The following is a 16,789-nucleotide window of genomic DNA, read 5'->3' on the forward strand; positions in this document are numbered from 1 at the left end:
GCAATTGGGCGAAATGCCGCCGGACGGGGCAGATATGCGAAACGCCCGTGAAGCGGGTTCACGGGCGTTAGTCGGTCTCCGGTTCGGTCTTATCGGCTGAGGCCGCCCGACACGGTCGGCATGTCACCGGCGGCGAAACCGTAATGCCGAAGCCAGCGCAGGTCGGATTCGAAGAAGGCGCGCAGGTCGGGAATGCCGTATTTCAGCATCGCGATGCGGTCGATACCCATGCCGAAGGCAAAGCCTTGCCATTGTTCGGGATCCACCCCGGCGGCGGCCAGAACCTTGGGATGGACCATGCCCGAACCCAGGATCTCCATCCACGAGTTGCCCTGCCCCAGCGTCAGCTTGCCGCCTTCCCAGGAACAGCGGATATCGACCTCGGCCGAGGGCTCGGTAAAGGGGAAATGGCTGGCGCGGAAGCGCAGCTCGACCTCGTCCAGTTCGAAGAAGGCGCGGCAGAACTCCTCAAGCGTCCATTTCAGGTTCGCCATCGAAATGTCGCGGCCAAGCGCCAGCCCCTCGACCTGGTGGAACATCGGCGCATGGGTCTGGTCCATGTCCATGCGATAGACACGCCCCGGCGCGATGACGCGGATCGGCGCGCCCGTTTCCTGCATGGCGCGGATCTGGACCGGCGAGGTATGCGTGCGCAGGACGTGCGGGGGGCGGGCATCACCTTCGGCGCGGGCCATGAAGAAGGTGTCATGCTCTTGCCGTGCGGGGTGTTCCGGCGGAATGTTCAGCGCGTCGAAATTGAACCAGTCGGATTCGATCTGCGGCCCTTCGGCGACGCGGAAGCCCATGTCGGCAAAAATCGCGGTGACTTCTTCGGTCACCTGGCTGACGGGGTGTATGGTGCCTTGCGGACGCGGACGGCCCGGCAGGGTGACGTCCAGCCATTCCTCTTTCAGGCGGGCATCCAGCGCCGCATCTTCAAGCCCCTGCTTGCGGGCGCGCAGCGCGGCGTCGATCTCGTCCTTCAGGCGGTTCAGGTCGGCACCGCGGGTCTGACGCTCTTCCGACGTCATGCGGCCCAGTTCCTTCATCATGCCGCTGATCTCGCCCTTCTTGCCAAGGGCACCCAGGCGGACCTGTTCAAGCGAGTCACCATCGGCGGCGCCCGCGATACGGTCGAGATAGGACTGGCGAAGGGTGGTCAGATCGGACATGGCGGCTTTCCTTGCGGTTCCCGCGCGCCTTATCACGCACGGGCGGATTGCGAAAGTGCGGGGCCTCAGAAGGTTTCGGACAGGCGTTCGACCGGCCGGCACAGGCGCGTCGCCAGGGGGCCCGCAACGATCGGGCGTTCGACCAGGATCGGGTTCTGCACCATGTGATCCAGGATCGTCGCGTCATCGGCCCCGACCAGCCCGCGTTCGGCCGCGTCGGTGCCCTTGACGCGCAGCGCCTGCGTGGGCGTCAGGCTGGCCGCGCCAAGCAGCGCCGCCAGCTCGTCCCGGTCCCAGCCCTGCTGGATATAGTCCACGACGCGCGGTTCATGCCCGGCGTCCCGGATCATCTGCAAGACCTTGCGCGAGGTCGAGCAGTTCGGCTTGTGGTAGATCGTGATCACGTCTTGCTTCCAGATTGGCCTGCGTCCGCCCGGCGCCGGGCGGACGGTCATCGCGGCTCGGGATTGTCGCAGGTGACATAGGGGATCGTGCCCGGCAGTGCAACGATGCCCGTCTTGCCGGCCCTAGCGCGGTGTAACGGTCAGCCAGACACCGCCATGCGGTCGAAGGGTCAGGATCATGCGCGGCTCGGGCGCGCGCGCGGTCAGGCCGAAGCGCAGGCCCGCGACCAGTGTGGACAGGATGATGACCGCTTCCTGCACCGCGAAGCTTGCGCCGATGCAGATTCTTGGCCCCGCCCCGAACGGCAGGAAGGCAAAGCGGTCGCGTGGCGCGCCCGGCGCAAAGCGGTCCGGGTCGAAGCGATCCGGATCCTCCCACAGCATATGGTGGCGGTGCAGCGCATAGACCGGCAGCATGATGGTGTCGCCGGGCCTGACTTCGCGCCCGCACAGGCGGTCATGGATCAGCGCCGTCCGCGACAGGAAGGCCGCGGGCGGGTAAAGTCGCAACGCCTCGTCAACGATCTGGCGCAGATAGGGCAGGCGTGGAACATCGGCCGCGGTGGCGGCGCGCGCGCCCAGAACACCGCGAGCCTCGGCCGCGGCGCGGTCCTGCACCTGCGGATCGAAGGCCAGCAGGTAAAGCGCCCAAGCCAGTGTCAGCGCCGTCGTCTCGTGCCCGGCAACGATGAAGGTCAGCAGGTTGTCCCGCAGCTCGCCCGTCGACATGGCGCGGCCCGTCTCGGGGTCCTGCCCGGCCCGCAGCAGGTCCAGAAGATCGGGCGTCGGCCGCGGCCCCGACTGCGCCCGGGCACGGATGGCATCGTCCGCGACCCGCTTCATCCGCTTGAGATCGCTGCCCGACCGCACGCGGCCAGGGCGCGGGATCCAGCCGGGCAGTCCCAGGATGTCCATGACCGACAGCCGCGCCGCGCTGGAGATATAGGAATCGATCGCCTGGTGGACCGCGTCGCGATCAAACCCCTCGCCCCCGGAAAAGGTCACGTCCGAGATGACCTCGAAGGTCGCGGCGACGGTTTCGGCAAAGACGTCGACTGGCCCCGTGGCCGAGGCAAGGCGGCGCCGACTGGCTTCGGCCGCGGCGGTCATTACCGGGGCCAGGGCTTCCACATGGCGCTGCGCAAAGGCGGGTGCGGCGGCCCGGCGCTGCCAACGCCAATGCGCCCCCTCGGCGACAAACAGGGACTGGCCGATGGCAGGTTCCAGAAGCAGCTTGGTCACGACGGATTTCGGGTAATCGTCGACCCGGTCCTTCAGAACGATGGCCAGCGCGCCGGGATCCATGACCATGTGCCAGCGCTTGCCGGTCCGGCCTGAAACCATGGGCTGGCGCGTCGCAATCTCGGGGATCAGTTCCAGCACGTTGCGCCGCGCGACCAGCGCCGAGCCCAGTATGCCAAGCGGCCTGCGTCCCAAGGGAACACGGGCCGGATAGTGGGAACTTTGTTCGCTCAGCTGGGGTGCGGCAAGATCGTCCATGACGAAAAAACCCGCGCCTGGGGCGCGGGTTTCATTCACGTTCCGTCTTTTTCAGACGAAAGCGATCAGGCGGCTGCCTTGGCCTGGGCCACGACCGCAGCGAAAGCGTCGGGCTCGTGCACGGCCAGGTCGGCCAGAACCTTGCGGTCCACCTCGATGCCGGCCTTGGCCAGCGCCGCGATGAAGCGCGAATAGGTCATTTCCGCATCCACCGCGCGGACGGCGGCGTTGATCCGCTGGATCCACAGCGCGCGGAAGTTGCGCTTGCGGTTCTTGCGGTCGCGGGTTGCGTATTGGTTGGCCTTGTCGACAGCCTGGGTCGCGGTGCGGAAGTTGCGCGAACGGTTGCCGTAATAGCCTTTGGCCGCGTCAAGAACCTTCTTGTGGCGGGCGTGGGTGACTTTTCCCGACTTGACTCGTGACATGTCTGGTTCTCCTTAGCGGTTGTAGGGCATGTATTTCTTGACGATTTTCGCGTCCGCATCGGACAGGATCATGGTCCCAGTCACATCGCGGATGAATTTCGTCGAGCGTTTGATCATGCCGTGGCGCTTGCCGGCCGGGCCAGCCTTGACTTTGCCCGAGGCCGTGAACGAGAACCGCTTTTTCGCGGCCGCTTTGGTCTTCATCTTCGGCATTTTACTCTCCTTGCGGTCAGAGTGAACGCACGACTCGGCAATGCCATATTGGCCGGCCGTGCGGGTGGAAGCGCGCCCTATACGGGTGCGCGGGCGAAAAGGCAAGCCCTATTGGCTGGACTGGCCGGTAGTCGGCGCACTTGCCGCCGGAGCATCAGCAGCGGGTGCATCGGTCGAGGTCGTCGGCGAAAGCTGGCCACTGGTAACGCGGAACCAGGATTGCGCGACGCTGTTCAGGCTAAGCGGGCGGTCGTCAAGCGCGTTGGTCGCCAGCAGCACCAGCAAACCCAGCACCAGCGAGATCGCCGCCCCGCGCGGGGCTTGCGTCCGGGCCAGCGCCAGGATCGCCAGCAGCACCGACAGGATGCACAGGGCAACGCCCGCTAGCAGCAGAATATCGATCATCGCGCCGTTCCCTCGCCTTCGCTGATCCGTCTGATCCTAGGACCTATTCTGGATCGGTGCGATAGATCAAGCGTTCGTCGCAGGGGGCGATGCGCAGGATGTTCGTGGTGCCGGCCTGATTGAAAGGCACGCCTGCGGTGACGACAATCTGGTTCGTCTCGTCGGCAAAACCGAAGTCGCGCGCTGCCTTGGCCGCGTTCACAACTGCCTGCTTGAACCGCTCGAGCGAGGGTGTCAGCACGCAATGCGTCCCCCAGGTCAGGCACAACCGCCGCAGCGTCGGCGTTTCCGAAGACATGGCAATGATCGGCACACGCGGACGTTCGCGTGCGATCAGGCTGGCCGTGGTGCCCGATTGCGTAAAGGCGCAGATGCAGGAAATGTCGGTCGTTTCAGCAATCTCGCGCGCGGCGGCGACGATGGCGTCGGCCACGGTCTGGCGCTTGGCCGAGCGCGAGCTTTCGATGATCTCGCGATAGGTGGGATCGGTCTCGACCGAACGGGCGACATTGTCCATCGTCGCCACCGCCTCGATCGGATAGGCCCCGGCGGCGCTTTCGGCGGACAGCATGATCGCGTCGGCGCCTTCATAGATCGCGGTCGCGACATCGGACACCTCGGCCCGCGTCGGCATCGGGCTTTCGATCATCGACTCCAGCATCTGGGTCGCGACGATCACCGGCTTGGCCGCCGCGCGGCAGGCACGGGTCAGGCGCTTCTGGATCGGCGGCACGGAATGGACCGGCAGTTCGACCCCAAGGTCGCCTCGCGCCACCATGATCCCGTCCGAGACCTTGAGGATCTCGGAAAAGGCGCGGACCGCGGCGGGCTTTTCGATCTTGGACAGGATGGCGGCGCGGCCATTGGCCAGCTTGCGCGCCTCGATCACGTCCTCGGCCCGCTGGACAAAGGACAGGGCCAGCCAGTCGACGCCAAGCTGACAGGCGAATTCCAGGTCTTCGCGGTCCTTGTCGGACAGCGCGGCCAGCGGCAGAACCACGTCGGGCACGTTCACGCCCTTGCGGTTCGAGATGGCCCCACCCACTGTCACCACGCATTCGGCGAAATCGGCACCACAGCTTTCGACCTTCAGGCGGATCTTGCCGTCGTTGACCAGAAGTTCGGAGCCGGGTTCAAGCGCCGCGAAAATCTCGGGATGAGGCAGCTGGACGCGGGCGGGCGTGCCGGGCGCGTCGTCCAGGTCAAAGCGGAACGCCTGACCGGCCTGCAGATCATGCGGCCCATCGGCAAAGGCGCCAACGCGCAGCTTCGGCCCCTGCAAATCGGCCAGCACCGCGATCGGGCGGCCCGATTCGGCCTCGACCCGGCGGATGATGTCATAGCGGGCCTTTTGCTCGGCATGCGTTCCGTGGCTCATGTTCAGCCGGAACACGTCCGCGCCCGTCTCGAACAGGCGGCGGATGGTGTCGAAGTCGCTGGACGATGGCCCAAGGGTTGCAACGATCTTGACCTTGCGGTGGCGTCTCATCCGTTTCTCCGTCGTGTTTGCGCTAGCAGACGCTGTATAAACCCATGCACCGCGTCGCGGCAACTGTGCCCGGATCAGGGCTTGCACTAAACCTTGCCGCATGCAAGGCGAAGGGACCATGACGGTAGCAGCTTTTACCACCATCGGACGCGACCGGAAATCGCGCTGGCTTGTCACCTGCGACCACGCGTCGAACCGGGTGCCGGACTGGATCAATGGCGGCGATCTGGGCATCGCGGCCGAGGACATGGCCCGCCACATCGCCTTTGACGTGGGCGCGGCGGGACTGGCGCGGCATCTGGCCGACCGGCTGGACGCGCCCGGCATCCTGTCGAATTTCTCGCGTCTGGTCATCGATCCGAATCGCGGCGAGGATGATCCGACCCTGCTGATGCGGATCTATGACGGAACCGTCATTCCCGCGAACCGCGTCATGGACACGGCGGAACGCGAGCGTCGGCTGGACCGGCTTTACCGTCCCTATCACGACGCCTATGCCCGGCTCGCCGATACTCATCCGCGCCGCGCGATCTGCGCCATCCACAGCTTCACGCGCCAATTGCGCGGCCGCCCGCGCCGACCCTGGGCGGTGGGCATCCTTTATTCGCATCGCGACGACCGCCTTGGCCCCGCGCTGGTCCGCGAATGCCGCGACAAGGGCTGGATCACGGGCGAGAACGAGCCCTATTCCGGCCATCTCGACGGCGATTCCATCGACAAGCACGCGCTGGCGCATGGTCGCCCGAACGTCCTCATCGAGATCTGCAACGACCTGATCGAGGACGAGGCGGGTCAGATTATCTGGGCCAACCGTCTGGCCGGGGTGCTGGCGGGGATCCTGGACCGGCAAGAGCTTTAGCGGACCGCGATTTCCGCCCATGACTTGCTTTGGTCATCGGCAATTTGCCATGCGGGGTCGGATGGACGTCTACATCTTCTCGCCCGGCAGTTTGCTTGCCTGCCTGATCCATTCGGCAAACAGCGCCTCGTCGGGTGTCTCGCCTTCCTGGATATGGACATAGCGCACATGCGCCTGCTTCGAGGCGACCGGCGGCACCGGCTCAAGCTCGGCCCCGCGGAAGAAGGCGACCTTGATGTATTTCGTCATGCAATGCAGGCTGAGGAACCAGGTCTGGCCGTCCATCCCGTAAAGGGGTGAGTTCCATTTCACAGCCTTTTGCACATCCGGCACCGTCCTGACGACCAGCCCGTCAAGCCAGGCGCCGACCCCGCTTTTCCAGCCCGGCATGGCCGCGATGTAATCCTGGACCGGTCCGTCACCATAGCCCTTGGGTATCTGGGGATTGCCACCCGAAAGCAGGACAGGCTGCGTTTTCGCTGTTGTCTTGTCGGTCATGCGTCACCTTCGTCCCGGTTGCATTCCGCCCCAGCCTAGCACGCAAAGCCCGGCGCACCGCAACCGCGGGCAGGTTGCCGCCCGTGCGCGACCGTCAGAGAAAGCCTTGCGGGTCGATGTCCACGGACAGCCGCAGGTTCGAGGGTGGCTTCGGCGCCAGCGCCAGCCAACGCGAAATCGCCGTCTGCACCGGCGCCTGCCGGGGCGCGCGGATCAGCATCCTGACACGATAGCGGCCCCGGACGCGGGCAATGGGTGCGGGCGCCGGACCCCAAAGCTCGGCCCCGATCTGGTGCAGTGGATCGGCGCGACGGGCCATTTCTCGGGCATGATTCTCGACCGCCGACTGGTCGGGATGTGACAGGATGATCCCGGCCAACCGGCCAAAGGGCGGCATCCCGGCCTGCTGGCGCTGCGCAGCCTCGGCATCCCAGAACGCCTCGTCCTCGCCCGACAGGATGGCGCGGATCACGGGATGCGCAGGCTGGTGGGTCTGAAGCAGCGCAAGCCCCCGCGCGTCGCCCCCTTCGCGGCCCGCGCGTCCCGCCACCTGGCGCATCAACTGAAAACTGCGCTCGGCCGCGCGCATGTCGGCGCCCTGCAGGCCAAGATCGGCATCGATCACGCCCACCAGCGTCAGGCGTGGGAAATTGTGTCCCTTGGCCACGATCTGCGTGCCGATGATGATGTCGGTTTCCCCGGCGCTGATCTGGGCGATCGCCTCTTTCAGCGCGCGGGCCGAGTGGAACAGGTCCGAGGACAGGACCGTTGCGCGGGCATCGGGAAAACGCTCGGCCACCTCTTCGGCCAGACGCTCGACCCCCGGACCGATCGCGGTCATCCTGCCCTCGACCCCGCAGCTTGGGCAGGCGACCGGGATCGGCTTCGTTTCGCCGCACTGGTGGCAGACAAGGCGATTCTGGAAGCGGTGCTCGACCATGCGGGCGTCGCATTGGTCGCAGCCGACCTGCTGACCGCAGGCCCGACAGGCGGTGATCGGGGCATAGCCGCGCCGGTTCAGGAACAGCAGCGACTGCTCCCCCCTGCCCTTGCGCGCCCGGATCTCGGCGGCCAGTCGGGGAGAGATCCAGCGCCCCTTCTCCATCTCGGATTCGCGCAGGTCGATCGCCCCCATCTCGGGCAGCTCCGCGGTGCCATAGCGCGACCGCAGGTCGATCCGCGCGTATTTTCCCGCCCCCGCGTTCACCCAGCTTTCGACCGAGGGCGTGGCCGAGGCCAGCACCACCTGCGCCCCGGCAATACTGGCCCGCAGGACCGCCATGTCGCGGGCGCTGTAGAAGACGACGTCTTCCTGTTTATAGCTGGAATCGTGCTCTTCATCGACGACGATCAGGCCAAGGTCGGCAAAGGGCAGGAACAGGGCCGAACGCGCGCCGACCACCATGCCGACATGGTGCTGCGCGGCCATGGTCCAAAGCCGGCGGCGTTCTGTGCGGGTGATGCCCGAATGCCATTCGCCCGGGCGCGCGCCGAGCCGCGCCTCGACCCGGGAAAGGAATTCCGAGGACAGCGCGATTTCCGGCAGCAGGACCAGCGCCTGACGCCCCTGTCGCAGACATTCGGCCACGGCCTCAAGATAGACCTCGGTCTTGCCCGAACCGGTGACGCCCCGCAAAAGCGTCGTGCCATAGCGTCGGGTCTTCAGCGCATCACGCAACTGTGCCGCCGCCTCGCCCTGGTCCGGGGCAAGGGGCTTGCCGGGCAGGTCGGGATCCAGCCGGGGATAGGGCGTGTCGCGGGGGGCAAGGGTTTCGGCCAGCGTCCCCGCCTTGACCAAGCCCTGCACCACGCTGCCGGTGACCCCCGCCAGTTGCGCCAACTCGCCCGGCGCGAAACCGGCACCGCCGTGATCCTCGATCACCCGCAGGACGGCGGCGCGGGCATCGGTCATCCGATCGGGCGGCGGCCCCGCCCTGTGGATGATCCGCCGCGCCGAGGGGGGCTGGTCCAGATCCGGCGCCCGCGTCGCCATGCGCAGCATCGAGGGCAAGGGCGTCAGGGTATATTCGCCCATCCGGGTCAGGAACTCGATCATCTCGGGCGCAAGCGGGGGGGCGTCGATCAGCCGCGCGACAGGGCGCAGCTTGGCCATGTCGAAATCGCCCATGCCCTGTCCCCAGACCGCGCCCATGACCCGACGCGGTCCCAGCGGCACGACGACAAGCTGACCCAGCCGCACGCCGCCTTCGGGGGCCAGATAATCCAGCACGCCCACGACTTCCTGCGTCAGCACGGCGATGCGTGCACCGTGGGGATAGAACAGCGGCCTGCTCATCCTTGGATCAGGCGGGTTCGGAACGGGAACAGGGCGGGCACGGCTTTGAGCATCGCGCGGATACTGGCACGGTGCGTCGTCGGGCCGCAAGCCGCCCGCCCGGACTTCACCCGCAGCGGTTTATGGGCTAAACCCTGCATCAAAGCCGCAACAAGGGCCATTGCCATGAAATTCTTCGTCGATACCGCCGACACCGCCGCCATCCGTGAACTGAACGACCTGGGTATGGTCGATGGCGTCACCACCAACCCCTCGCTGATCCTGAAATCGGGCCGCGACATCGTCGAGGTCACGAAAGAGATCTGCGGCATCGTCACTGGCCCGGTCAGCGCCGAAGTCGTCGCCAAGGACGCCGCCGACATGATCCGCGAAGGCAAGCATCTGGCCGAGATCGCGCCGAACATCGCGGTCAAGGTGCCGCTGACCTGGGACGGGCTGAAAGCCTGCAAGGCGCTCAGCTCGGAAGGTCACATGGTCAACGTCACGCTGTGCTTCAGCGCGGCGCAGGCGCTTCTGGCCGCCAAGGCGGGCGCGACCTTCATCAGCCCCTTCATCGGCCGTCTGGACGACATCAACCTGGACGGCATGCAGCTGATCGAGGACATCCGCACGATCTATGACAACTACGATTTCAAGACCGAGATCCTGGCTGCCTCGATCCGTTCGGTGAACCACATCACCGACGCCGCCCGTATCGGCGCCGATGTCATCACCGCGCCGCCGTCCGTCATCAAGGCGATGGCGAATCACGTTCTGACCGACAAGGGCCTGGCGCAATTCGACGCCGACTGGGCCAAGACCGGGCAGAAGATCGGCTGATGAGCGGGGATCAGGCCGTCGATCTTCCCGAGGATCTGCGCGCCCGGCTTCTGGCCCGGCCCGAACTGATCCTTTCTGACCGAGACCTGATGCGCGCGCTGATCGGCGCGCGCGAGGCCGACCGGGGCGAGAATGTCATCGACATTCGCGGCCGCGCCATGCAGGCGCTGGAAAGCCGCCTCGACCGGCTGGAGGAGACCCATGAAACGGTCATCTCCACCGCCTATGAGAACCAGTCAGGGATGAACACCGTGCATCGCGCGGTACTGTCCCTGCTGGAGCCCATGGATTTCGCGGCATTCCTGGAAAATCTGGAATCCGCGGTCGCCCCGATTCTGCGGGTCGAAACGCTGCACCTGATCATGGAATCGGGCTCGGTCGAACCGGCGCGCGAATTGGCCGGTCCGCTGACCATCGTGCCCGCGGGCACGATTGCGGCAATGCTGTCCGGCGGACGGCGGGCACCGCGCGCCGATGACATCATCCTGCGCGCCGTCGCCGGGGAATCGCTGCCCCATCACGGCGATGCCCGCGCCCCGATCAAATCCGAGGCGCTGCTGCCGATCGACCTTGGCCCCGGCCGCTTCCCGGCGCTGCTTCTGATCGGTTCGGCCGAGGCGGGGCGCTTTACCCCGGCGCAGGGCACCGATCTGCTGCGCTTCTTCAGCCAGGCCTTCCGGCTGGTCCTGATCTCCTGGCTGCGCGAATGACCCAAGGGGCCACGCCACCGCTGGCCCTGGCCCCGCTGATGGCCGAGCAATTGCAACGCTGGCTGGATGCCGAGCGCGCGGCCCGTGACCGTTCCCATCACACCATCGTCGCCTATCAGGCGGACCTGCTGGCGTTCCTGTCCTTTCTTGGTGGCTATCACGCCACCCCTGCCCTGCCGCAGACGCTGGGTCAGCTGACACAATCCGACATGCGCGCCTTTGCCGCGGCCGAACGCGGACGTGGGCTTTCGGCGCGCTCTCTCGCGCGCCGGCTGTCGGCGGTGCGCAGCTTCATCCGCTGGATGTCGGACCGCCACGGCTTCGACGCCTCGAAGGCACTGGCATCGCGCGGGCCGAAATTCACCCGCTCACTGCCGCGTCCGCTTGCCCCCGAACAGGCGCTGGAGCTTCTCGACATCGCCGCGGAAAGCCATCGCGAACCCTGGATCGCGGCGCGCGACACCGCGGTCCTGACCCTGCTTTACGGCTGCGGCCTGCGGATTTCCGAGGCGCTGCAGCTTGACGGCTCGGACTGGCCCCTGCGCGAAGCGCTGACCATACGCGGCAAGGGACAGAAGGAACGCCAGGTTCCGGTCCTGCCCGTGGCGCGCGCGGCGATCGCCGAGTACCTGCGTCTTTCCCCTTGGCCGGTGCAAGGCGACGCACCGCTTTTCCGTGGCGCAAGGGGGGCAAGGCTGAACCCCTCGGTCCTGGCCGGCGCGATGCGCACCATGCGGCAGTCGCTGGGCCTGCCGCCAACCGCGACGCCGCACGCGCTGCGCCATTCCTTTGCCACCCATCTGCTCGCCGCCGGGGGCGATCTGCGGACGATCCAGGAACTTCTGGGCCATGCGAGCCTGTCGACCACGCAGGTCTATACCGGGGTCGATGACGCAAGGCTGCTTTCAGTCTATCGCGCCGCCCATCCCCGCAGCTAGGGGCTGGGCACGGACCAGGCAGCTTCACCGTTTTCCAGATACTCGCCGCAAGGCTGCGGTTGGCGCGATCTTTACAATCGCGCGCGGCAGGACCAAAGACGCGCCATGTTCGATCTCTCCCTCCACCTTGTCCTGATGCTGACCGGCGCCGCCTTTGCCGCCGGCTTCGTCGATGCCATAGCCGGCGGTGGCGGCCTGATCACGGTGCCCGCCCTGATGCTTGCGGGCCTGCCCCCGGCCCAGGCCTTGGCGACGAACAAGGTGCAGGGCGTCTTCGGTGCCGCGACCGCTTGCATCTCCTATGCCCGTCGCGGCCTCGTCGACCTGCGCCACCAGAAGATCGCTGCCGTCGTCGCCTTTGTCGCGGGACTGGCGGGGGCGTTTTTCGTCACCTCGATCCCGACCGACGCGCTGCGCTATGGCCTGCCGGTGCTGCTGATCGGAATTGCGGTCTTCTTCGCGCTGAAGCCGGGGCTGGACGACCGCGACCGCCATCGGCGCATGTCCTCTGCCGTCTTCACCGCCAGCTTCGTGCCCGCCATCGCGTTTTATGACGGACTGGTCGGACCGGGAACCGGGTCGTTCCTGATGCTGGGCTTCGTCCTGCTTGCCGGTTACGGCGTGCTGAAGGCGACGGCCCATACCAAGCTGCTGAACTTTGCGTCGAACCTGGGCGGGCTGGTGGCCTTTGCGCTGGTCGGCAAGCCGCTTTGGGCGCTGGGCGCGGTCATGGCCGTGGCCCAGATCGCAGGAGCGATGCTGGGCGCACGCCTTGCCATGCGGATCGGCGCAAGAGTGATCAAGCCGCTTCTGGTCATCACCTCGACGGCGCTGGCGCTGCGGCTGATCTGGCAACTTCTCTGACCTAACCCGTCACCGTCAGACGAAATCGAACATCGAGGATTCAAGCTGCGCCATCGGCACGCCCTGCAGCGTCAGGACATTGCCATCGCCGAAGTTGAAGACGACGTTCTTGCCGACCTGGGTGGCGGCATCCATCAGGTCGCCGAAATTGTCGACGCAATCGATATCGACGGTGACACTTTCTGCCGGGGCGCCAGTCGAGCTGCCATCGGCGCGCAACCCGGTCTCGAAATCGCGAATCACGTCCTTGCCGCCGTCGAAGACAAAGGCATCATGCCCCCAGCCACCCAGCATGGAGTCGTTGCCGGCACCGCCGCTCAGCGTATCGTCACCAAAATCGCCATGCAGCGTGTCGTTACCCGCATTTCCGGCGACGAAGTCATTGCCATAGCCGCCATGCAGGGAATCGTTGCCAGCCTCGCCCAGCAGGCTGTCATTGCCTTCGACCCCGAACAGGCTGTCATTTCCGACCCCGCCAAAGACGGTGTCATTGCCCGTTCCGCCGGAAATGAAGTCGTTCCCTTCCTGCCCCCAGATCTTGTCGTTCCCAAGATCGCCGAACAGGAAATCTCCGCCGGTGCCGCCCCAGACGCTGTCATCCCCGGTTCCGGCCGAAACGAAGTCGATCCCGCCCTTGCCAAAGATCTGGTCGTTTCCGGCCAGCCCAAGCAGGCCTTCATCCCCGGATCCCCCGTAAAGGGCATCGTTGCCCATCGTTCCGTCGCGCGTGTTCAGCGAACTCAGCCGATCAAGTTGGTCATCCAGCGTGTCGGCGATATCCGCCAGCATGTCGGCATAGATGACCGAGTAAACCCTGTAGGAAAGTGTCGCCATCGCGCATCCTCCTTGCGAAGCCAAGACCCGTCGGACTGTGCAAGCCTTATGCCACGGATGCGACGCTGCCACGACGCACGGGCAGCCTCAGGCGGGTTTTCGGCGGATTTCATCCCGCCGATCGACCGCCCCTGGGCACTCTGCCGCGCATCCCGGTCAAGGATGGGGCACACTGCGCAACGACCGGGCAGGGTCGGCCCCGCCCCGATCCCTGATTCGTCGTGATCTTCCCTTACTGCGGAAAACCGGGAGAGCGCCGCAACTCGCCGGTGACGCGCCCTCGCCAATTCGTCAGCGGACCGGTCAGGTGACGGCGGATGACCGGCGCGTCCTCGGGCAGCAGGCCCAGATGGACCAGCAATGCGGCAATCGCCGCCTCGGCCCCGCGGGTGCCGCCATCGGTGATCTTCAGCGCGATCCCAAGGCCGCGTTCCGGCAGGATACCCACGAAGACCGCCTCGGCCCCGGTCTTGACTGCGCCCTGACCGCCCAGGGCGCGCATCATTTCGGTGCAGGCACGCCCTTCGCCGGCGACCAGTTCGGGATGGGCCATCATCGCCTGGACCAGCCGCCGCTGCGCATCCCCGCGCAGACCGGGACGCGGATCGGCGAAATCCGCCATCGCCTGCGCCAACCCAGCGACACTGCAAGCGAAATTGGGTGCCGAGCAGCCGTCGACACCCCAGCCCGCAGCCTCTTCTCCGGTCGTCTCCTCAAAGGCCGCGCGCACGGCCTTCTGCACCGGGTGGTCGATCTCGACATAATCGGCATCGCCACCAAGCACCTGATTCAGTGTCAGGAACCCCGCATGCTTTCCCGAGCAGTTGTTGTGCAACTGGCAGGGCTCGCTGTCCGAACAGATCAGGCGCTTGCGCTCGTCCGGGTCGTTGGGCAGGTGGCTGCCGCAGCGCAGGTCGGGCTCGTCCAGTCCCAACCCTTTCAGCCAATGGGCAACGCGACCGACATGGATCTGCGCACCATTGTGGCTGGCACAGGCAAGCGCCAACTGTTCGGGACCAAGTCCGGCGCGGTCGGCCGCTCCGCTTTCGACCAGCGGCAGCGCCTGGATCATCTTGCACGAGGATCGCGGAAAGATCACCGTTCCCGGATCGCCCCAGGCCTCGACGATACCATTGGCATCGGCAACCACGGCATGGCCGCGATGCAGGCTTTCAAGCAGGCCGCCACGCCATAATTCGATCAGATTGGCCGCAGTCATGGACAGTTTTCCTCTGACAATCACGCGATATCCCGCAAGGGGGCTTTTTTGCGCGTCGATTTTTGCGTTATCCTTAAGCCGGATGGTTGAATCCACAACCGACATCGGCAACAAGTCCGGATAAACCGGACCATGGCAGGAGGCCAGAGCATGTTGAAATCCGCCCCGCATGTGGCGGCGGCAGCCGCCGCTTTCGCAATCGCCCTTTCTGCGCCCGTATTCGCGCAGGATTCGACGAACGTGATCGGCACCCAAGGCGACTGGACGGCTTTTTCGGCCTCCAGCCCGAAAGAGTGCTGGGCCGTTTCCGCACCGAAATCGTCCCAGAACACGGACTCGAGCGGCAGCCCCAAAGAAGTGTCCCGCGGCGATATCCGCCTGTACATCGCCTATCGTCCCGGCCAGTCGGGCGAAGTTTCGTTCTCGGGCGGCTATCCCTTTGCCCCGGATTCGGCGGTCGAGGTGAATATCGGCGGCAACACCTTCAAGCTGTTCACCGAGGGTGAAAGCGCCTGGACCGGCTCGCCCGCAGAAGACGGCAAGCTGATCACGGCCCTGCGCGGCGGCTCGACCGCAGTGCTGACCGGACGCTCGGCCCGCGGCACCGTGACCAAGGACACGTTCAGCCTGTCGGGCATCACCGCGATGACCAACAAGGCCCAGACCAGCTGCAAATAGGCCTCGCGGTCCCGATTTGCCGAAGATTCTCGTGAACAGGGGCTTGGGCCCCTGTTTTCTTTTTGGCTCGTTTACCCTATATAACGGCCTTCCCCCATCCGCCCGGACGCCCAAGCCATGACCGCCCCGATCACCCAGGACCTGTTGACCATCCCGCGCAAGCTGCCGGAAACGGCGCTGAAGAACATCGTGGGGCTGACCCGCGACCAGTTGCGCGACGCGCTGGTCGAGGCCGGGACGCCCGAAAAGCAGGCGAAGATGCGCGTCGGCCAGATCTGGCAGTGGGTCTATCACTGGGGCGTACGCGACTTTGCGCAGATGACGAACCTGGCGAAGGATTATCGCGCCTTCCTGGCCGAGCGGTTCGAGATTGCGGTCCCCGAAATCGTGACCCGTCAGGTTTCGGCCGACGGCACCCGCAAGTACCTGCTGCGCATCGCCGGTGGGCATGAGGTCGAGACGGTCTATATCCCCGAGGAATCGCGCGGCACGCTTTGCATCTCGTCCCAGGTCGGCTGCACGCTGACCTGTTCCTTCTGCCACACCGGCACCCAGAAGCTGGTGCGCAACCTGACCGCGGGGGAAATCGTGGGTCAGGTCATGGTCGCGCGCGACGACCTGGGCGAGTGGCCGGTTCAGGGCGCGCCCAAGGACGAGACGCGCCTTGTCAGCAACGTCGTGCTGATGGGCATGGGCGAGCCGCTTTACAATTTCGACAATGTCCGTGACGCGATGAAAGTGGTGATGGATGGCGAAGGGATCAGCCTGTCCCGCCGCCGCATCACCCTGTCGACCTCTGGTGTCGTTCCCGAAATCGCCAAGACCGCCGAGGAAATCGGCTGTCTTCTGGCCGTCAGCTTCCATGCGACCACCGACGAGACCCGCAACATGCTGGTTCCGGTGAACAAGAAATGGAACATCGAGACGCTTCTGAACGCGCTGCGCGAATACCCGCGCCTGTCGAATTCCGAACGCATCACCTTTGAATATGTGATGCTCGACGGCGTGAACGACAGCGATGCGGATGCCCGCCGTCTGGTCAAGCTGATCCGCGGCATTCCGGCCAAGATCAACCTGATCCCGTTCAACGAATGGCCCGGCGTCGCCTATAAGCGGTCCAGCTGGGAACGGATCGAGGCATTTGCCGACATCGTCCACAAGGCGGGCTATGCGAGCCCGATCCGCACCCCGCGCGGCGAGGATATCATGGCCGCCTGCGGACAGCTGAAAACCGCGACCGAGCGTGGCCGCAAGACCGCCGCCCAGATCGCCGCCGAAGCGCGGGTCTGAGGCGGAGGCAGGTTCGCCCGGCACGGCTTGTTGCTGGGGTATTTGAAAAACGGTGAAATCCGAAGCTCCGGCTACCCCTCTCACGGCCTCACTGTTTCATAAATACCCAATGCGACCTCTCCACCCGCGAATGGTGCGAGGATTCACGAATATGGGTAAGACCTGCACCGAACTTG

18 protein-coding genes are annotated in these 16,789 nt (G+C 65.7%); 7 read left to right on the forward strand and 11 right to left on the reverse strand.

Annotated elements, in window-relative coordinates; translation table 11 throughout:
• Window positions 1–89 precede the first annotated feature (89 nt).
• The 7 genes from pheS to pyk form a co-directional block, all read right to left on the reverse strand.
• The gene (gene pheS, locus RM190_RS01915) at window positions 90–1,172 is read right to left on the reverse strand and encodes a phenylalanine--tRNA ligase subunit alpha (RefSeq protein WP_311757686.1); all 1,083 of its coding nucleotides are present in this window, start codon (window positions 1,170–1,172) and stop codon (window positions 90–92) included.
• Window positions 1,173–1,237: 65 nt separating this feature from the next.
• Window positions 1,238–1,576 carry an arsenate reductase family protein gene (locus RM190_RS01920; protein WP_311757687.1) on the reverse strand — a complete coding sequence of 113 codons (339 nt, stop codon included), beginning with the start codon at window positions 1,574–1,576 and terminating at the stop codon, window positions 1,238–1,240.
• Window positions 1,577–1,699: 123 nt separating this feature from the next.
• Window positions 1,700–3,076: a cytochrome P450 gene (locus tag RM190_RS01925; RefSeq protein ID WP_311757688.1), complete on the reverse strand. Its 1,377-nt coding sequence runs from the start codon at window positions 3,074–3,076 to the stop codon at window positions 1,700–1,702.
• Between the two features lie 65 nt (window positions 3,077–3,141).
• On the reverse strand, window positions 3,142–3,501 hold the full coding sequence (gene rplT / locus RM190_RS01930; protein ID WP_311757689.1) for a 50S ribosomal protein L20: 360 nt from the start codon (window positions 3,499–3,501) through the stop codon (window positions 3,142–3,144).
• A 12-nt stretch (window positions 3,502–3,513) separates the two neighbouring features.
• Window positions 3,514–3,714: a 50S ribosomal protein L35 gene (rpmI, locus tag RM190_RS01935; protein ID WP_020949155.1), complete on the reverse strand. Its 201-nt coding sequence runs from the start codon at window positions 3,712–3,714 to the stop codon at window positions 3,514–3,516.
• A 108-nt stretch (window positions 3,715–3,822) separates the two neighbouring features.
• Window positions 3,823–4,119 carry a hypothetical protein gene (locus RM190_RS01940; protein WP_311757690.1) on the reverse strand — a complete coding sequence of 99 codons (297 nt, stop codon included), beginning with the start codon at window positions 4,117–4,119 and terminating at the stop codon, window positions 3,823–3,825.
• Window positions 4,120–4,162: 43 nt separating this feature from the next.
• Window positions 4,163–5,608 carry a pyruvate kinase gene (gene pyk / locus RM190_RS01945; protein WP_311757691.1) on the reverse strand — a complete coding sequence of 482 codons (1,446 nt, stop codon included), beginning with the start codon at window positions 5,606–5,608 and terminating at the stop codon, window positions 4,163–4,165.
• A gap of 118 nt (window positions 5,609–5,726) precedes the next feature.
• Between pyk and RM190_RS01950 the strand changes: the two genes are divergently transcribed.
• A complete protein-coding gene (locus tag RM190_RS01950) occupies window positions 5,727–6,467 on the forward strand; it encodes an N-formylglutamate amidohydrolase (protein ID WP_311757692.1) in 741 nt (246 codons plus the stop codon).
• 69 nt (window positions 6,468–6,536) lie between these two features.
• Here RM190_RS01950 and RM190_RS01955 read toward each other — a convergent pair whose 3' ends face one another.
• Window positions 6,537–6,965 carry a DUF1801 domain-containing protein gene (locus RM190_RS01955; protein WP_311757693.1) on the reverse strand — a complete coding sequence of 143 codons (429 nt, stop codon included), beginning with the start codon at window positions 6,963–6,965 and terminating at the stop codon, window positions 6,537–6,539.
• 94 nt (window positions 6,966–7,059) lie between these two features.
• Window positions 7,060–9,261 carry a primosomal protein N' gene (locus tag RM190_RS01960; RefSeq protein WP_311757694.1) on the reverse strand — a complete coding sequence of 734 codons (2,202 nt, stop codon included), beginning with the start codon at window positions 9,259–9,261 and terminating at the stop codon, window positions 7,060–7,062.
• A gap of 165 nt (window positions 9,262–9,426) precedes the next feature.
• On the opposite strand from RM190_RS01960, the gene fsa reads away from it, so the two are divergent.
• The 4 genes from fsa (at window position 9,427) to RM190_RS01980 (ending at window position 12,592) form a co-directional block, all read left to right on the forward strand.
• Window positions 9,427–10,080, forward strand: a complete 654-nt coding sequence (fsa, locus tag RM190_RS01965; RefSeq protein WP_311757695.1) for a fructose-6-phosphate aldolase — start codon at window positions 9,427–9,429, stop codon at window positions 10,078–10,080.
• Window positions 10,080–10,790 carry a DUF484 family protein gene (locus RM190_RS01970; protein ID WP_311757696.1) on the forward strand — a complete coding sequence of 237 codons (711 nt, stop codon included), beginning with the start codon at window positions 10,080–10,082 and terminating at the stop codon, window positions 10,788–10,790. Before fsa ends, RM190_RS01970 begins: the two co-directional genes overlap by 1 nt.
• Window positions 10,787–11,728, forward strand: coding sequence for a tyrosine recombinase XerC (locus RM190_RS01975; RefSeq protein ID WP_311757697.1), 942 nt, complete (start codon window positions 10,787–10,789; stop codon window positions 11,726–11,728). The genes RM190_RS01970 and RM190_RS01975 overlap by 4 nt, the downstream gene beginning before the upstream one ends.
• Window positions 11,729–11,833: 105 nt before the next feature.
• Window positions 11,834–12,592, forward strand: a complete 759-nt coding sequence (locus RM190_RS01980; RefSeq protein ID WP_311757698.1) for a TSUP family transporter — start codon at window positions 11,834–11,836, stop codon at window positions 12,590–12,592.
• A gap of 15 nt (window positions 12,593–12,607) precedes the next feature.
• Here RM190_RS01980 and RM190_RS01985 read toward each other — a convergent pair whose 3' ends face one another.
• Window positions 12,608–13,426, reverse strand: coding sequence for a calcium-binding protein (locus tag RM190_RS01985; protein WP_311757699.1), 819 nt, complete (start codon window positions 13,424–13,426; stop codon window positions 12,608–12,610).
• A 232-nt stretch (window positions 13,427–13,658) separates the two neighbouring features.
• Entirely contained in the window at window positions 13,659–14,645 is a 987-nt protein-coding gene (locus RM190_RS01990) for an asparaginase (RefSeq protein WP_311757700.1), read from the reverse strand.
• Between the two features lie 150 nt (window positions 14,646–14,795).
• On the opposite strand from RM190_RS01990, the gene RM190_RS01995 reads away from it, so the two are divergent.
• Window positions 14,796–15,323, forward strand: coding sequence for a hypothetical protein (locus tag RM190_RS01995; protein ID WP_311757701.1), 528 nt, complete (start codon window positions 14,796–14,798; stop codon window positions 15,321–15,323).
• 117 nt (window positions 15,324–15,440) lie between these two features.
• Window positions 15,441–16,613, forward strand: a complete 1,173-nt coding sequence (gene rlmN, locus RM190_RS02000) for a 23S rRNA (adenine(2503)-C(2))-methyltransferase RlmN (protein WP_311757702.1) — start codon at window positions 15,441–15,443, stop codon at window positions 16,611–16,613.
• Window positions 16,614–16,789 lie beyond the last annotated feature (176 nt).

Source organism: Paracoccus broussonetiae, assembly GCF_031854425.1.
Lineage (GTDB): Bacteria > Pseudomonadota > Alphaproteobacteria > Rhodobacterales > Rhodobacteraceae > Paracoccus > Paracoccus broussonetiae.

What these genes read in the sequence shown, in the direction of transcription:
- pheS (WP_311757686.1), bottom strand. Translation starts at nt 1,172, where the DNA reads ATGTCCGATCTGACCACCCTTCGCCAGTCCTATCTCGACCGTATCGCG.
- RM190_RS01925 (WP_311757688.1), bottom strand. Translation starts at nt 3,076, where the DNA reads ATGGACGATCTTGCCGCACCCCAGCTGAGCGAACAAAGTTCCCACTAT.
- rplT (WP_311757689.1), bottom strand. Translation starts at nt 3,501, where the DNA reads ATGTCACGAGTCAAGTCGGGAAAAGTCACCCACGCCCGCCACAAGAAG.
- rpmI (WP_020949155.1), bottom strand. Translation starts at nt 3,714, where the DNA reads ATGCCGAAGATGAAGACCAAAGCGGCCGCGAAAAAGCGGTTCTCGTTC.
- RM190_RS01940 (WP_311757690.1), bottom strand. Translation starts at nt 4,119, where the DNA reads ATGATCGATATTCTGCTGCTAGCGGGCGTTGCCCTGTGCATCCTGTCG.
- pyk (WP_311757691.1), bottom strand. Translation starts at nt 5,608, where the DNA reads ATGAGACGCCACCGCAAGGTCAAGATCGTTGCAACCCTTGGGCCATCG.
- RM190_RS01950 (WP_311757692.1), top strand. Translation starts at nt 5,727, where the DNA reads ATGACGGTAGCAGCTTTTACCACCATCGGACGCGACCGGAAATCGCGC.
- RM190_RS01955 (WP_311757693.1), bottom strand. Translation starts at nt 6,965, where the DNA reads ATGACCGACAAGACAACAGCGAAAACGCAGCCTGTCCTGCTTTCGGGT.
- RM190_RS01960 (WP_311757694.1), bottom strand. Translation starts at nt 9,261, where the DNA reads ATGAGCAGGCCGCTGTTCTATCCCCACGGTGCACGCATCGCCGTGCTG.
- fsa (WP_311757695.1), top strand. Translation starts at nt 9,427, where the DNA reads ATGAAATTCTTCGTCGATACCGCCGACACCGCCGCCATCCGTGAACTG.
- RM190_RS01970 (WP_311757696.1), top strand. Translation starts at nt 10,080, where the DNA reads ATGAGCGGGGATCAGGCCGTCGATCTTCCCGAGGATCTGCGCGCCCGG.
- RM190_RS01975 (WP_311757697.1), top strand. Translation starts at nt 10,787, where the DNA reads ATGACCCAAGGGGCCACGCCACCGCTGGCCCTGGCCCCGCTGATGGCC.
- RM190_RS01980 (WP_311757698.1), top strand. Translation starts at nt 11,834, where the DNA reads ATGTTCGATCTCTCCCTCCACCTTGTCCTGATGCTGACCGGCGCCGCC.
- RM190_RS01985 (WP_311757699.1), bottom strand. Translation starts at nt 13,426, where the DNA reads ATGGCGACACTTTCCTACAGGGTTTACTCGGTCATCTATGCCGACATG.
- RM190_RS01990 (WP_311757700.1), bottom strand. Translation starts at nt 14,645, where the DNA reads ATGACTGCGGCCAATCTGATCGAATTATGGCGTGGCGGCCTGCTTGAA.
- RM190_RS01995 (WP_311757701.1), top strand. Translation starts at nt 14,796, where the DNA reads ATGTTGAAATCCGCCCCGCATGTGGCGGCGGCAGCCGCCGCTTTCGCA.
- rlmN (WP_311757702.1), top strand. Translation starts at nt 15,441, where the DNA reads ATGACCGCCCCGATCACCCAGGACCTGTTGACCATCCCGCGCAAGCTG.